We start from the raw sequence: 16,180 nt of genomic DNA, 5'->3' as shown, positions 1-16,180 counted from the left end.
AATCCATTTGATAACTGTTTAGAATTATAATTACCAGCTTTCCCAACATCCTTCTGGATCAATACTAGCCAGTCGAACCCATCCATTTTGAACTTTCTGCTGAAATACTGGGTCATTATTTAATAACCGTTCTACATGCTGTCTAGGTGCTTGAATGACAATCAACAAACGAAGAGGAGAATGATAAGCCTCATGATCTGATTGCATGACGGATTGCCAAGGCAGTCCGGCTAACAAGTCACTTGCATTCCCCTGCATAACTCCGAGGCCAGCAGTAACGGTTTGAGTTGCTTTATTTCCGCTGCCATAATAATGAGGTGCTACTGTTGATGCGTAATATTGTAAATTAATCCATTGGGCCACAGTTCCAGGTCCTGCGATAATATTTGCTAGGAGTTCACCGTTTTCATCCTGCTTCCAATCATAATTATGAAGAAAGGCTCTTCCTTCCAAATCACAATCCTGAGTGAGTTCACGTTGGCCGATAATAAAAGCGGCATTACGAGCCAGTCCCCATTCCGGACGTATCTCACTCCAATCTTCCGCAAATCGGTGTGCCTCAGCCTTCGGGTTTTTAAGTTTCGATTGGACATTCGGTAATTGGGCCAGACGTTCTGCATTAACGTTATGTCTCACTTTCGGCATAATAGCTTCAATATGGTCAAATGCTTCCTGTGCAGCTTCGGAAAGCTCTGGTACATAAAGCCAGTGTAATTCATCCACCGTTGTATTATGTTCAGCAGCAGCAAAAACTGTATCCTCAGGGATTTTCATTCCTTCAGTTAATAGAGCTTCTCTTACCTCTGAAAGATTACATAAAGCAGCTAAAACTCTTGCATTGAATCCACCGGCCGCTCCACCGCAGGCACCACAATCAAGAGCAGCGGCATAAGGATTATTGGTGCTTTGGCTGCCATGTCCGCAAATCACGACCAATGGGGCGATATTCTCTGTTAACCCCATCATTTTTAATGCTTGGCGAGCATAGTTTACTTTTTCTTCATCAGTAAAACCCAAAGGTATTTCTGCCTCTGTAGCATCATGATGAAGCGAGAGTTTTGTATCAGGTTTGCGCAACCAAGCCTCACGGAGATGACGAATGAAACGACCCGCCTTTCTTGGCACAAAGCTACGGGCTGCCATTTGCAGAGTAAGCCAAGGTCCACTTAGCTCAGGCAGTAGTAAGCTCGAAAGCACATTCTGCTTCATCGTTTTAAATGTATGGCTTAAAGAATGAAACGCTTGCGTTCGTTGGTTGTATTTTTCGAGTACATCTTCATCTACAAACTCTTTAACTTTATGTTGTGGTTTTTGTATGATCGGCAAGGAGGCATGACTGTGTTTACTGCCAAGTTCACAAGTTGCAATCGGCACCCCGAAGAAACCAGCCATACCAATCGTTTCAAACGGCCCTTCTTTTTCTAGTTGACGACGAAAAGGTTCTGATCGGACATCGATGCAGAATGCTAATTGAGCTAATGCAGATTTTTTACCATTGGTTTCACGTTGCTTCGAGATGATCTTCTGACTTAATCGATCAGTGTATGTTTGTTCCCAAGCTTCTAACCAAAGTTTCCTGCGAAGTTTCTCATCAAAGCTGTAGGCAAATGATAAATATTCGTTTTGTTCATCAGCCGACATCTGTGACCATTCCTCTAATGTAAGTCCCCCCCAGTGAATCCAAGCTGCTAAAAGGGGAGGAATCGAAACGTTTTTCTCAGATCGTTTATTAGTGAAAGGTAAATATGGCTTTATAAGGGCCCACTCCATAGATATTCGAACTGCTAAATATTCTGTTAGGAGTGCATGTTCTTTGCTCGATTGTTGGGAGCGCCATAGCATCATCCCTGCCCATCCAGGTAAGGAAAGTAAATGACCTTCAAGATAACGCTGGATTTCTGATTCGGGGATTTCTAACGCGAATAACGCTTTTTGTAAAGCCAAATGTGCCTCTTGCGGCCAGCCTTTTAACCTTTCACGCTGCTTTTTACTAAGTGCTGGATCATACTGAATGAGATGCTGCCAGGCACGATAGAAACCTTCCTCACGATTTGGCATTGTCCAACCTGCTTGAGAGTCATCAAGATATAATTTAGACCACTTAATGACATGATGATCCAGTATATTGACTAACCTTTCACCATCCTGATTCTCGATATACGAACTGATTGGTTGCATAAAAACATTCTCGATATGATCCAGTCCACTACATTCATTCACCAATTGCTCCAGCTTATGTGATGATAAAAGGTTGGAAGGCAGTGGTTCTAATTTTAATCCAGCATGACAAAATCGCTCTGCCACGTCCCGTGGGATGTTAAAAGAATGTGAATCCAGCCAACGCTGTAGCCCCATTTCCACAAAGTCTTCATCAATCTCGCCTTTATTCTTTGCTGAACGGATCATAGACACACTAGGGTATATATCAACATCACGAGTATTTTTCAGCCAGCTTGCAACCTGATCAAAAGGTTGGTTTTCAAGTCCCATCCACGGATTACGTGCAGCAAATGTAGAAATAGGCCAGAGTGGCGCAATGACTCGGCTGGCAGATGTAATTAAAACGTGAATATCACTTTCTTGAACATCAATATCTGTATCTTTGTTTTTTACATTTTCTTTCGTTAATACGGATGTAATGCCCATCTCTGATTAGCTCCTTATGATAAATATTGTTTAAGGTAGTCTGGGTGACTCTCTACTGACTTTGGTTTTGCTTCACCTAATCGCACTAACCAAAGATAGATTACCGCGGAGAAAACTGAAGAACGATGACGAGCAACCCAAGTACCTAAAGCACTGCCAAATAGTAAGAGACATACGACAATGATGACAGCTGACATTGGAGGTTGAACACTTTGAAAAACGCTTGTATGCAGCCACTTATAGAAGAGGTTATGAATGATAAAATAAACAAAGGCTGCTCCGCCTAAACATGTTAAGCCGGCAATTCGACCCAATCTTCCCTCTCCAAAAGCTACAAGCTGAGTCCAAGAAACGGACAATGACCACCCTAAGATCAGCGCACTAATGAATTGATACCCCTCTCCAGGAGCAGCGAGCCAAAAAGCAACGCCTATACCTAAGGATAAAACCCGACCAGCCATGATCCATAAATAGGATGTTCCTTTATTAGCGCGAGCTGATACTTCATGACTTCGTACTGCCGAACCAGCCTGTAAAAACAACGTAGCTTTGAATAAACCATGTAAAATAAGATGAATAATGGCTGCGATATAGGCTCCTAATGCACACTGGATGAGCATAAACCCCATTTGTGCAATTGTGGAGCCGACTAACTGGCGTTTATAATCAACCTGGACTAAACTAATGCCAGTTCCAATCAATACTGAGATGCTAGCAAGCATAAGTAAAATAATCGAAGCTATACCTCCATTAAATAAAGGAGAAAATCGAGCCAGTATGATCCCGCCTGCATTTACTAAACCTGCATGCATAATCGCAGAAACAGGAGTTGGAGCAACAATAGACTCAATTAACCATCTTTGGAATGGCCATTGAGCCGCAGGAATCATCACTGCTAATACAATCAATAGATTAATCCCTGTTCTCTCCCATGCCCCAAATTGAGCTAAGCTTTCATTTGTTAAAACCAACGATAACTGCCATTGACCTGTAACTTGAAAAAGCCAAACCATCGCGAAACACAAAGAAAACCAACTTACCAAAAATAAGCGACCAGAAACCTTGGCTGCTTCACTGGCCATTTGCCAGGCACTGTTCAGCCTTATAAGCAGGGTTAAACCGACAAGAGTGGCTCCCCAAAATAGAACCATCAAGCGGAGATCACCACTTAACCATGCAATTGAAGCAGCACCTGTAGTGAAAGTAAAAAGCGTAAAATATTTTCGATAAGATCGGTCTCCCATTAAGTAACGTACAGAAAAACGCTGAATGATTAAACCAATTGTCAAAACAAAGAAAGTCATTAACCAAGCTAAGGAATCGAAGTGCCAAGGGCCAACATTTCCTTCCACACTCTTTTTGGCAAGATTCACTAAGGAAACCAAAGGCGGTAAAGCCAAGATACCAATATGAATGCGGACATAACTCAAAGGTACGCGTGGATGTAAAAACAATAGTCCACTTATCCCAGAAGCAATAAGCGTAATAAAAAATAATGTTAATAATGATGATAAGCTCAGCGAAACTAACATTCTAACTTCTCCCTTTTTTAGATCTCGTTATTGTTCAAAAGACCTTTCAATCAGATCATTTTTTTATTATTTAATACAATTTTTATCTATCTCCATTTTTCCCCAGCAAAAAAGCCGACAACTTCAAAATTTCAATGATTATGCTAGATCATTGAATCTTGAAAATTGTCGGCTTCACTTCAACTAACTTCTGCGAAGTTTTTTGAAGAGCTACCTTATTATGGGTCATTTTACTTTATGCTATGTTTTAACTTCCTTCTAAAGGAATGAAATCATCGCTACATTTTAATATAGTGCTTAATTATCAAATAAAATCGACTTATGTTTCTCCTCCATTTAAATTAGGATACTTTTTCATCCTGTCAAGATTAGCTGAAAGAATGCTAAAGACCTAATAATTTAACAAACGAAAATAAACATCTGGGCCGATTATTAAGTTAAGTATAAGATATGCTAAATTTTAAACATTGTCAAGATGTTGGAATAAAGAGAATGAAGTATCAAATCCTTCTTTCCCTTTAAATATACATCCTGAATATTTATCCAAGGCTTATGATATCTATCACTTTAATTTTTTGTAGAAATACAAGAAGAATTTTATAATCATTTTTCTATTTTCTGTTTAGTAAATAACTGGGTTCAATTAGGAACTATAAATAAATACTGGTTCCTACTTTATTTTCAACAGCCTTAACGACCAAGAAATTGAACTAGCTGTTGTGGATATTGTTATAGCTAGAATTCCCCAATTTCTCCGTAGATGTCACTTTCCTTAAAAATACCTTCTTTAATATTTTCATATTCTTATGGCAATCCTAAATATCTGTAAAATTAAACATAGCCATCTTTAAAACAAAAAACCCCTTTGGCTAAAACTGTAGCTTTAAAATAAAGGTTGATCAAAAATCACACATGAATCTTCATAGAAAAAAAGATAGATCAAAATGGATTCTACAGCTTTGAATACAGATGGAATCTTTATAAAAGAGTTTATCATTTTAGGTTACGATTTTTTGAACATTAGCACCCGATTGTTGAATAAATCTAAAGGTTTTTTGACTTATTTTCCTTTCTTTTGAAGCGATAAAGAAGTATGTTTTCACATTTTTCATAAATTTTCATGGTAGTTTGAGTAATATTTAGTTTAGGGAATGTTAAATATATAAAAGTTGAAACTGCTAGGCTTATTAATACTCCTGCTAAAACATCAAAAGGATAATGAACCCCAACCCATATACGGGAGACTCCCACAAGAACAGCTAACAGTACCCATAAAATTGACCAGCCTCTCTTAAAGAGCCAGAATGAAATACAATATGAGAAGAATAAAATTGTATGGTCACTTGGAAAAGAATTGTCTTTTTCTTTATGTATCAGTTTATTAACCTCTCCCAATTCAACAAAAGGTTGATAATTCGAGTGAAATACCCCTGAAACCTTCCCTATCGTAAAGGCACAAATGAAAGCGATAGATGCACAAAGAATCATAATTCTATTATCCGTATCTCTTGTAAACCAAATAAAAAGAACACTTAGTGCAAGTAAAAAAACCATATATTCAGCAATAAAACTAAATACAGGATTCAAAAAGGGATGTTCTTTTCCTAAGTCATTAACTAGTCTAAACAGTGATATATTAACTTCTGAAATATCCAAACCTAACACCATCCAATCTCTTTTTAGAACATAATAAAAGAAAATTAGATGACCTGCCATCGAATCAAATTACATTATTTGAGATTAAAGTTACATTTTTGTAAGATTAGTGTCACATCTTTTATGTAAAAAGGGGGTCCAAAATCAATTGGAATCCCCTTATAATTTTTAGTTACCTGCCTCTTTAGTTAAAATAGAAAAATACCCTTAGACAAAAATTATCTAAGGGAAAAAGCATCGCAACATTTTTATAAACGTCGTAACTTTATTTTAAAGTCGCAAAAACAACCAAAGGGGTTAAACATTTTACTCCACAGTAACACTCTTCGCAAGGTTACGCGGCTTATCAACATCACAGCCGCGATGCAGTGCAGCATAGTAAGCGATCAGCTGCAATGGAACAACAGATACCAACGGAGCAAGCGCTGGGTTTACTTCCGGCAGTACGAATCTGTCATCCGCATCGTCTAGGCCTTTCAGTGAGATGATGCATGTGTTGGCTCCGCGAGCGGCAACTTCTTTGACGTTTCCGCGGATGCTTAGATTTACGTGCTCTTGTGTTGCCAGTGCGAATACTGGTGTACCTTGTTCGATCAAGGCAATCGTGCCGTGCTTCAGCTCTCCGCCGGCAAAGCCTTCTGCCTGGATGTAAGAAATCTCTTTCAGCTTCAGTGCGCCTTCGACACATACGAAGTAGTCGAGTCCGCGTCCGATGAAGAAAGCGTTTCTGGATACAGTCAGGTATTCACGTGCAATCATTTCCATTTCGTCTTTCTGGTCGCAAAGGGCTTCCATTGCGTTTGCCGCGATACCGAGTTCTTTGACGAGGTCAAATCCGATATCAATGCCGTTTTTATCAGCAGCTACAGATGCAAGAACCGCAAGAACAGCGATCTGTGCAGTGTATGCTTTCGTTGAAGCAACAGCAATTTCAGGGCCTGCATGAAGCAGCAATGTGTAGTCAGCTTCACGGGAAAGCGTTGATCCCGGTACGTTTGTGATCGTCAGCGCTTTGTGTCCGAGTGCTTTGACTTGAACAAGAACCGCGCGGCTGTCAGCTGTTTCTCCGCTTTGAGAAAGGAAAATAAAGAGCGGTTTCTTAGACAGAAGCGGCATGTTGTAAGAGAATTCACTCGCTACATGCACTTCAACCGGCACGTTTGCCCACATTTCAATATATTGTTTACCGACAAGTCCTGCATGGTAGCTCGTTCCGCAGCCAATGATATAGATGCGGTCCGCTTCCGCTACAGCCTCAGCGATATCGCCAGGCACAGACAGTTTGCCGTGTTCATCTTGATACGTTTGGATGATTTTGCGCATAACAACTGGCTGCTCATCCGTTTCTTTCAACATGTAGTGAGGGTACGTGCCTTTTTCGATATCACTGGCATCCAGCTCAGCGATATAAGACGCACGTGAAATAACGTCGCCATCAAGGTTTTTGATGACAACTTGATCATCAGTGACGATAACCATTTCTTTATCCATCAGCTCTACATATTCGTTTGTGACTTGAAGCATTGCCATCGCATCAGACGCCACGACGTTGAATGTATCTCCAAGTCCAACTAATAGAGGGCTTTTGTTTTTCGCTACAAAAATCGTTTCTCTGTTGTCGTTATCGAATAAAGCAATTGCATAAGAGCCTTTTAACAGTGTAAGTGTTTTGCGGAACGCTTCTTCTGTATCAAGTCCTCCGTTGACAAATTGCTCGATTACTTGAACGACTACCTCTGTATCGGTGTCACTTTTGAGCTCTACATCTTGTAAAAAGTCCTGTTTTAGCTGAACGTAGTTTTCGATCACGCCGTTATGAACAAGTGTAAAGCGGCCCAGTGCGCTTTGATGCGGGTGAGCGTTTAGATAGCTTGGTTCGCCGTGTGTTGCCCAGCGAGTATGGCCAATTCCTGCTTTGGCTCCAACATTGGCATCCACAACCTCACGAAGATCGGCAATGCGTCCTTTTTCTTTAAACACATGGATCCCCTGTTCGTTGGCAACTGCGATACCCGCAGAGTCATAGCCACGGTACTCAAGCTTCTCTAACCCTTTCAGCAAAATTTCCTTCGCATCAAGCTGACCGATATAACCTACGATTCCACACATAATTTCTTCCTCCTAAGATTGTAAAAGGAGACGAAGAAAGTCATTTTTCAAGGGGACTTTCAATCGTCCCCTCCTACATGTTTTATGGAAGATCATGTGATTTCCCTTTGTGCAAGGAGTCGCCTCCTTGGTTTGAAGAAATCCTTACGGCTGTGATCTGTATACTCAGCCGGGAGGCATCCGCCGAAAAATCGATAACCTCCATCCTCGTCAACTAAGCCTTTTTTCGGGCGCTTAGTTCGGGCGCTATAATTATAAGTGAAACAAAATCCCGTCTTTCCTGCCTCGAGAAAACAAGAACAAGACAAGCTTGATTTTACAGCATGTGCCAAGAATGGTCAATTGTTTTTTAAACAACTTTGCCGCCTGTCTCACAATTATCATATGTGAGTCGCACTTGTCTTGTTCGCTCTCTGTTTAAAGATTTCGTTACTCTAATCCCATTTCTGACCGGACGACTTCAACAATGCGATTAACATAGTCATCACACAGTTCTTTCGTCTTCGCTTCAGCCATGACACGAACGAGCGGTTCAGTGCCAGATGGGCGCACTAAAATCCGGCCGTCGCCGTTCATTTCTTTTTCAACCTCAGAAATAACAGCTTTTACTCTTTCATTTTCTTCGACTTTATATTTATCAGTTACTCTCACATTGACTAATAACTGCGGGAACTTCTGCATTTCAGCCGCAAGCTCTGAAAGCTGCTTGCCTGTCGCTTTTAAAGTATTCATCAGCATAATGGCGGACAATAATCCGTCCCCTGTTGTGTTGTAATCAAGGAAAATTAAGTGGCCGGACTGTTCTCCGCCGACATTGTAGCCGTCTTTTTTCATCGCCTCAACCACGTAGCGGTCACCCACAGCCGTCTGCACGCTTTTTATCCCTTCTTTTTCAAGCGCTTTATAGAAACCGAGGTTGCTCATGACAGTGGAAACAACCGTATCGTCCTTTAAGCGGCCCTCTGATTTCAGGTATTTTGAGCATATGTACATGATTTGGTCGCCGTCAACGATATTTCCTTTTTCGTCGACTGCGATCAGGCGGTCGCCGTCGCCGTCGAACGCAAGGCCGATATCAGCATTTTTCTCTTTTACAAACGCACTGAGCGCTTCAGGATGGGTCGATCCGACTCCGTCATTGATATTTAATCCGTTCGGAGAAGTTCCCATTGTCGACACATCGGCGTCTAAATCGGCAAACAAGTGTGTCGCCAGCGATGACGTCGCTCCGTGTGCGCAATCCAGCGCAACATGAATGCCTGTAAAATCTTCGTCAGCAGTCTGTTTTAAGAATTGCAGGTACTTTTGGCCGCCTTCAAAATAGTCGTTTACAAGTCCCAAATCGGCGCCAACTGGTCTTGGCAGCTTATCCTCCGGTTCATCCATCAGACGCTCAATTTCAGCCTCCTGTTCATCAGAAAGCTTAAATCCGTCTCCTCCAAAGAACTTGATTCCGTTATCCTGCACTGGATTATGAGAAGCAGAAATCATGACGCCAGCCTCTGCATCCATCGCTTTTGTTAAATAGGAAACACCAGGGGTAGAAATGACTCCCAGACGCATCACTTCTGCGCCAATTGATAAAAGTCCGGCGACAAGGGCTCCCTCCAGCATATGGCCGGAGATGCGTGTATCGCGGCCTATCAGCACTTTTGGACGTTGTTTATCTTTTGTCAGCACATACCCGCCGAAACGTCCGACTTTAAAGGCCAGCTCAGGCGTAAGCTCGCTGTTGGCAACACCTCTTACACCATCTGTTCCAAAATACTTGCCCATTTTATAATCGCTCCTTTTTTATTCTGATGAAGATTGTGAACCTGTATTTGATTCATCTTCATTCTGATCCTGATTTTGATCTTGGTTTTCGTCTTGTTTTTGATCATCACTGTTTTTATCGCTGTTCGTTGTATCTTCTCGCTGATTATTCTCTTTGTCATTCGTCTTGTCATCAGTGTCATCCTGGTTCCCTGACGTCGTATTGCTGTTATCTTTTGTTGTCGTATTCGTTTTTTTAGACGTAAGCTTGATTTTTGCGTTTTTCTGTCCCAAGGACCAGGTTACATTTTGAGGCCCGTTTACTTCAAGCTTCACACTGTGCTCTCCGTCATCTAAATCAGATACATTCACATATAATTCTATATCTGATTTCTGCAGTTTTTTTATGTTGCCGGGAGAGCCTTTGGCCGTCACGTCTACCGTTTGTGACTCCGGATCCAGAAATTCTATATTCTGTGAGCTGCTCAGCCCTACAGTCTTAATAGGGACATTCTCAAACGTCTGATCCGCTTCGCTATCTACTTCTATATGCAACGTCACCTTTGACGGCGAGATTTTTTTGACGCCGTCAGGAAGCGGAATATCCGCCTCGATATCGGTATCCTTTTTGATTTTGCTTAAATCTAAGCTGACGCCGTCTATAAATTCAAGAGAATCCAAGACATCCTGCGCGCCGTAAACCGTCACCTCACTGGGACTTGATTCGATATTCGCTATGCTGACCCCGTCAGGAAGGCTTCCTGTCCGCTCGATTTTAAAGGGCACTTTTTTACTCGGACTTGTCACCGGAACGGTAATTTTGATGACCGATGGCTCCACATCGACAGGAAGCGCGTTCCCGTCTTTATCATAGACAGTCACTTTCGCTTCCTTTTCAATCGTTTCATCTGCATTTTCCAGGTTTACCGAAGCTTTCACAAGAGAAATATTATCAATCACGGCTTTAGAACCGGTAATCTGTACATTTTTAGGACTGACAATCGGCTGCTCCGGAGAATAGCCTTTTTTCATTTTGCTTTTGTTGTAGTACTCCACTTCAACAGGAAAGCTTTCTGACGTGCGTTCTTGAATGGTGACGGTCGTTACGGATGGGTTAATGGATATCGTCAGCCCATCCGACACGTTTTTGGCCTTAAGCTCGACCTTATGTGTGCCGGTTTTCAGCTTCTCCATATCCGCGTATATTTCAAAATTCTTTGTCTGTCTCGCCTTCTTCACGGCGCTTGTCGAGCCTTTAATCGTGACATTCACCGTTTGCGGAACGCCCGTTACGACATAATTTTCATCATCGTAATATGCTTTAACCGGTATATCAGTCAGTGTTGCTTCATCAGTTGTAGATGTCGGAAAAAATGATTCACCGGGTTTTTTCGGAGTTGGTGCTTGGTTGCTGTTAACCGCTACATAAAGCAAGAGCGCGAAAAGCAGCGCAATGACTTTCACAGCCCAGCGGTTGTTTAAGAATTTATCCATTTTTCTTGCCCCTCCAATACCAGCGGTTAGAAGAAGTCTCTCTGGTGTTCTTCTTAAACTCTGCTTCAAGCATTTCTTTCAGCGCTTCTTCCGTCAGCTCTCTGTGAAGGTCGCCATTCCTTGCCACACTGACGCCGCCGGTCTCTTCAGACACGATAATCGTCAAACTGTCTGTAACTTCACTGATTCCGACAGCAGCCCTGTGCCGCGTTCCCAGTTCTTTTGAAATGAACGGGCTTTCAGAAAGCGGCAGATAACAGGCGGCAGCGGCAATTTCATTATTTTTCATAATGACCGCTCCGTCATGAAGCGGTGTATTCGGGATAAAAATATTGATTAAGAGCTCAGAGCTGACCTTTGCATTTAAAGGAATGCCCGTTTCAATATAATCCCCCATACCCGTATCCCGCTCAATGGTTAAAAGGGCGCCGATCCGGCGTTTCGCCATATAATTGATGGCTTTCGTTATAGCCTCAATTGTTTTCTGCTGCGCTTCCTCAACAGGCGTGCCGCTCCTTGAGAAGAAACGGCCCCGTCCAAGCTGTTCAAGCGCTCTTCTCAGCTCTGGCTGAAAGATAATAATAATTGCTAAAAATCCCCATGTTATCGCTTGGTCCATCAGCCACTGAAGTGTGCCGAGGCCCAAATATTGACTGGCCATACGGACAAGCACGATTACAACGATTCCTTTTAAGAGCTGAACCGCCTTCGTGCCGCGTATCACCATAATCAGTTTATATATCACATACCAAACAAGGAGAATATCAACGGCATTGCCGAGGTACTGCAAAAAAGGGATATCCTCAAAAGCCATTTCCTCGTCCTCCAAGAATTCAGTCATTTCGTATTTGAAGTTTCATGTGTTACGCATATGTACTTTACATAGCGAGCCCATTATACCACATTTCGTTTTGGCAAGTGAAATATGCCAGCCGTTTGAGAACCTTAAAAAAGAGTAAAGCGCACTACACGCTTTACTCTTCTCCGTTCGGGTCTAATGCATTGAATACACTTTTCCCCGCAGACTTCATTTTATACCATGTCCAGTCGAATAATTGATTAATCTCCTCTATTTGACCGGTGACTTGTCCAGCAGAGGCCATATACTTTTCTCCGTTTACAACGGTTACATCCCCATCTATTTTCCCTTTAATAATTAGCTTGCCGTTTTTGACGGTAACATCACCTTTGATCGTCTCACCTTCAGGCACGATCACAGTGTTGTTGTGCACGACCAGATTCGGCTGCTTCGACACGCTGAAGTTATGGTCATTGTGCCAGCTGTTTAACAACCCTCCGCCCATCAAAATGATGAATACCGCAGCAGCCGCGATAACCGGATGGGATCTGAACCATCTTTTCACAGAAGCTCTTTTCTTCTCCTTAGGCAATTTCGCCATGACGTTAGCGGTAAAATCGGCGGGGGCTTCGACATGCGATGTGCTCCGGACGAGCGCGATGGATTTTTCCATCTCATAAAAATGCTTTCTGCATTCCTCGCATGCCTCCAGGTGCTCTTTTAATACTTGTTCATCTTTCGGAAGGATATCTCCATCAAGATGCATATGCATAAGCTGCACAATTTGTTCAGGACAGCTCATTTCATCACCCCACTTAAAGATCCCTTAATTGTTTTCTAAGAGCCTCTCTGCCTCTGTGAATCCGTGTTTTTACCGTTCCCACAGGAATGTTCAGAATCTCGCCGATTTCAATTAATGAGAGTTCATCAATATACTTCAACACGATGACAGTTCTATATTTGTCAGGAAGCTTTAAAATTTTCTGCTGAATCGTGTGTGAAAGCTCCAGCGATACGACTGCATCTTCAGGCAAAACTCCATCTGCGGCGATTTGGGAATACATCGTCAAGCCTTCTGTACCCACCACTTCTGCATCGAGGTAATAATCCGGCTTCTTTTTGCGAATGCGGTCAATGGTCAAGTTGGTCGCAATTCGATAAAGCCAAGTTGAAAATTTCCGGTTGATATCAAAACTGTCGATATTGACATACGCTCTGATGAAAGCCTCTTGTGCGATATCTTCCGCCTCGTGCACATTGCCAAGCATACGGTAGCAAAGCTGATAAATTTTATCCTTGTAAATATCTACGATGTCCGCAAATGCATTTTGATCGCCTTTTTTGACTTGCTTAATTCTCTTTTTAATCATCATTTCCATATTTATCTAACCTCTGCCTTCACCGGTCTGTATGTATACGAGCTTCGTTTCTAAAGGTTTCAATTTTTTTATAAAATAAGTTTAACAAATTTTTGGCAGGGTGTAGATGGCAATTCGTGAATAAACTACCTTAACATATTTTTAAAATTATTACACAGACTGAACAGTTAGAAGTTGGAAGGATTTTTCAAAAAGAAAAAAGACACCTTTTGGTCAAAGGTGTCTGTGACTGGGCTAGCTGGATTCGAACCAACGCATGACGGAGTCAAAGTCCGTTGCCTTACCGCTTGGCTATAGCCCAATAATGGTGGAGGGGGGCAGATTCGAACTGCCGAACCCTGAGGGAGCGGATTTACAGTCCGCCGCGTTTAGCCACTTCGCTACCCCTCCATATTTTTAGGAAAAACAGTGCCGGCAAGAGGACTTGAACCCCCAACCTACTGATTACAAGTCAGTTGCTCTACCAATTGAGCTACACCGGCAAGATGGTGGAGGATGACGGGCTCGAACCGCCGACCCTCTGCTTGTAAGGCAGATGCTCTCCCAGCTGAGCTAATCCTCCAAATGGTGACCCGTACGGGATTCGAACCCGTGTTACCGCCGTGAAAGGGCGGTGTCTTAACCGCTTGACCAACGGGCCGTTTGTGTTCTCGTCGAGCTGACAAAAGTTATTATATACAGGTTCCCCCCCTTTTGTAAAGAGGAAAATTAAATTTTTTATTTTCAAACTTTTTAACCCCTTTTTTAACTGAAAAAGCCTCCCAACAATTATCATTTATCTTAAGATAGATATAGATCGAATCAAGAGAGGAGAAACCAATATGATACTAGTCAGCTCTTGCCTCGGGGGCATTGAATGCAGATACAACGGTTCGCATGCCGCATCAGAGAAAATTCGAAAACTGATTGAAGAAAAACAAGCAGTGATGGCTTGCCCTGAACTTCTCGGCGGCTTCTCCACTCCCCGGGAACCAGCAGAAATCATCGGAGGCACTGGTGAGGATGTTCTTAATGGATGCGCGAAAATCATAACGTCTTCAGGAGAAGATGTAACAGATTTATATATGAAGGGCGCGGCCCAAACATTGGCCTATGCAAAAAAAATTAACGCCTCTGCCGTCATATTGAAAGAAAACAGCCCATCATGCGGTAGCAATTTCATCTATAATGGCTCATTTTCAGGCAAAAAAATCGCTGGAAACGGAGTAACCGCCGCCCTATTAAAACAAGCGGGGTACCGTGTAATTTCTGAAAACCAGCTAGACGATATATTGTAAGGAGGCTCATCATGACGCAAGATATCTCTTTATCCTTCTATAAGCCTGAGCATTTACCTGAGCTTTACGCATTTACTTTACACAATGATGACAAACGCTTTACCGCTCTCCCTAAAGAGGTGCTGACTCAGGCCCTAAGCATACAGGAGCGCTATCCTGTTGTCATCTTAAAAGGTGATCTGCCAATAGGCTTTTTCATTCTACATACGTCAAAAGAAATCATTGCTCCCTATTCCAACAATCCATTTGCTTTATTGCTCAGTTCCTTATCATTAAACTCCGCTCACCACGGACAAGGCTATGCGAAAAAAGCCATGCTTCAGCTACCCTCCTTTGTTAACGGGTATTTCCCATGGTGCGATGAAATCATTTTAGCCGTCAATCACCTGAACACCCGTGCAAAGCAGCTTTATATGAAAACTGGATTTCTTGATAAAGGACGCCGAAAAATTGGGCCGCTCGGCGAACAGCTGATACTTCATTATTTTTTATAACCTCTTTTGAAATAAAGTTTCAAAAATCAAAAATGATAGTTGAAATATCATAACAGAAATGAATATACTGAATATTGAGATATATTTATTTTTTATACAGGGGGCATCCTCATGTCAGAACAATTGAATCTTCACAGCCTTACAACGGAATCACGCAATAGCCAAACAATGGAAATACACAAAGCAAATACCCTCGATATCTTAAAAATGATTAACAATGAAGATATCAAAGTCGCTACCGCCGTTCAGCATGTCCTCCCCGATATCGAAGCAGCGGTCGAATGCGCGTATGAATCCTTTCAAAATGGCGGACGGCTCATTTACGCAGGTGCAGGCACTAGCGGCCGACTCGGTGTGATGGACGCAGTTGAATGTCCTCCGACCTACAGCGTCAGTCCTGATCAAGTAATCGGATTAATGGCCGGCGGTCCCAACGCATTTTTGCAGGCGGCTGAGGGGATTGAAGATCATGAAGAAGCAGGGGCCGAGGATTTACGATCCATCCATCTCACCTCAGCCGATACAGTGATTGCGATTGCAGCAAGCGGCCGTACGCCTTATGCAGCGGGTGCGCTGAAATACGCCCGCAAAATCGGAGCAAACACCATCTCCCTTACCTGTAACAGACACTCCACCATCAGCAAACACGCTGATCACAGCATTGAGGTCGTGGTCGGACCAGAAGTCATTACAGGCTCGACACGTATGAAAGCCGCAACCGCTCATAAAATGATTCTAAACATGATATCCACCGCTGTAATGGTCAAAATCGGCAAGGTCTACGAAAACTTGATGGTGGATGTCAATGTCAGCAACAAAAAATTAAAAGAACGCGCCATCAGCATCATCCAAAGCCTCACAGACGTTTCTTATGAGAAAGCGCAATACACACTTGAACAGGCGAATCTTCATGTCAAAACAGCAATCGTTATGCTCAAAACCAGCACAGATCAAGACAAAGCGAAGACATTGCTTGATGAAGCGAACGGTTTTATAGACAAAGCAATTGAAAACTACTATTCATGATAAGGAGAGACAG

At 42.4% G+C, this 16,180-nt stretch carries 12 protein-coding genes and 5 tRNA genes; 3 read left to right on the top strand and 14 right to left on the bottom strand.

Translation table 11 applies throughout. The annotated features are described in order from the left end of the window. Window positions 1-30 precede the first annotated feature (30 nt). The 14 genes from LJF29_RS15840 to LJF29_RS15775 form a co-directional block, all read right to left on the bottom strand. Window positions 31-2,646, bottom strand: a complete 2,616-nt coding sequence (locus LJF29_RS15840; RefSeq protein WP_229149537.1) for a DUF2309 domain-containing protein — start codon at window positions 2,644-2,646, stop codon at window positions 31-33. 14 nt (window positions 2,647-2,660) lie between these two features. After that, the gene (locus LJF29_RS15835; RefSeq protein WP_229149536.1) at window positions 2,661-4,178 is read right to left on the bottom strand and encodes an NADH dehydrogenase subunit 5; all 1,518 of its coding nucleotides are present in this window, start codon (window positions 4,176-4,178) and stop codon (window positions 2,661-2,663) included. Between the two features lie 1,044 nt (window positions 4,179-5,222). Beyond that, entirely contained in the window at window positions 5,223-5,846 is a 624-nt protein-coding gene (locus LJF29_RS15830) for an undecaprenyl-diphosphatase (RefSeq protein WP_083504421.1), read from the bottom strand. Window positions 5,847-6,140: 294 nt separating this feature from the next. Beyond that, window positions 6,141-7,943 carry a glutamine--fructose-6-phosphate transaminase (isomerizing) gene (gene glmS / locus LJF29_RS15825; RefSeq protein WP_229149530.1) on the bottom strand — a complete coding sequence of 601 codons (1,803 nt, stop codon included), beginning with the start codon at window positions 7,941-7,943 and terminating at the stop codon, window positions 6,141-6,143. A 429-nt stretch (window positions 7,944-8,372) separates the two neighbouring features. After that, complete coding sequence (gene glmM, locus LJF29_RS15820; protein WP_229149528.1) at window positions 8,373-9,719, bottom strand: phosphoglucosamine mutase; 1,347 nt, start codon at window positions 9,717-9,719, stop codon at window positions 8,373-8,375. 18 nt (window positions 9,720-9,737) lie between these two features. Further along, window positions 9,738-11,192: a YbbR-like domain-containing protein gene (locus LJF29_RS15815; protein WP_229149527.1), complete on the bottom strand. Its 1,455-nt coding sequence runs from the start codon at window positions 11,190-11,192 to the stop codon at window positions 9,738-9,740. After that, the gene (gene cdaA / locus LJF29_RS15810) at window positions 11,185-12,006 is read right to left on the bottom strand and encodes a diadenylate cyclase CdaA (protein ID WP_010332815.1); all 822 of its coding nucleotides are present in this window, start codon (window positions 12,004-12,006) and stop codon (window positions 11,185-11,187) included. The genes LJF29_RS15815 and cdaA overlap by 8 nt, the downstream gene beginning before the upstream one ends. A 160-nt stretch (window positions 12,007-12,166) precedes the next feature. Continuing rightward, complete coding sequence (gene rsiW / locus LJF29_RS15805) at window positions 12,167-12,793, bottom strand: anti-sigma-W factor RsiW (RefSeq protein WP_010332814.1); 627 nt, start codon at window positions 12,791-12,793, stop codon at window positions 12,167-12,169. 13 nt (window positions 12,794-12,806) lie between these two features. Then, complete coding sequence (gene sigW / locus LJF29_RS15800) at window positions 12,807-13,370, bottom strand: RNA polymerase sigma factor SigW (RefSeq protein WP_229149525.1); 564 nt, start codon at window positions 13,368-13,370, stop codon at window positions 12,807-12,809. 229 nt (window positions 13,371-13,599) lie between these two features. Then, a tRNA-Gln gene (locus LJF29_RS15795) sits at window positions 13,600-13,671 on the bottom strand. A 4-nt stretch (window positions 13,672-13,675) separates the two neighbouring features. Next, window positions 13,676-13,760 (bottom strand) — tRNA-Tyr (locus LJF29_RS15790). A 19-nt stretch (window positions 13,761-13,779) separates the two neighbouring features. After that, a tRNA-Thr gene (locus LJF29_RS15785) sits at window positions 13,780-13,852 on the bottom strand. Between the two features lie 4 nt (window positions 13,853-13,856). Next, window positions 13,857-13,932: transfer RNA gene (locus LJF29_RS15780), tRNA-Val, on the bottom strand. 3 nt (window positions 13,933-13,935) lie between these two features. Then, a tRNA-Glu gene (locus tag LJF29_RS15775) sits at window positions 13,936-14,010 on the bottom strand. Window positions 14,011-14,191: 181 nt separating this feature from the next. On the opposite strand from LJF29_RS15775, the gene LJF29_RS15770 reads away from it, so the two are divergent. The 3 genes from LJF29_RS15770 (at window position 14,192) to murQ (ending at window position 16,167) form a co-directional block, all read left to right on the top strand. Beyond that, entirely contained in the window at window positions 14,192-14,647 is a 456-nt protein-coding gene (locus LJF29_RS15770; protein ID WP_168746801.1) for a DUF523 domain-containing protein, read from the top strand. An 11-nt stretch (window positions 14,648-14,658) separates the two neighbouring features. Beyond that, window positions 14,659-15,141, top strand: a complete 483-nt coding sequence (locus LJF29_RS15765) for a GNAT family N-acetyltransferase (protein ID WP_010332811.1) — start codon at window positions 14,659-14,661, stop codon at window positions 15,139-15,141. A 111-nt stretch (window positions 15,142-15,252) separates the two neighbouring features. After that, a complete protein-coding gene (gene murQ, locus LJF29_RS15760; protein ID WP_229149523.1) occupies window positions 15,253-16,167 on the top strand; it encodes an N-acetylmuramic acid 6-phosphate etherase in 915 nt (304 codons plus the stop codon). Window positions 16,168-16,180 lie beyond the last annotated feature (13 nt).

The sequence above is a fragment of the Bacillus sp. LBG-1-113 genome (assembly GCF_020708615.1).
GTDB lineage: Bacteria > Bacillota > Bacilli > Bacillales > Bacillaceae > Bacillus > Bacillus mojavensis.
This window is presented reverse-complemented; position numbering and strand designations above follow the sequence as displayed.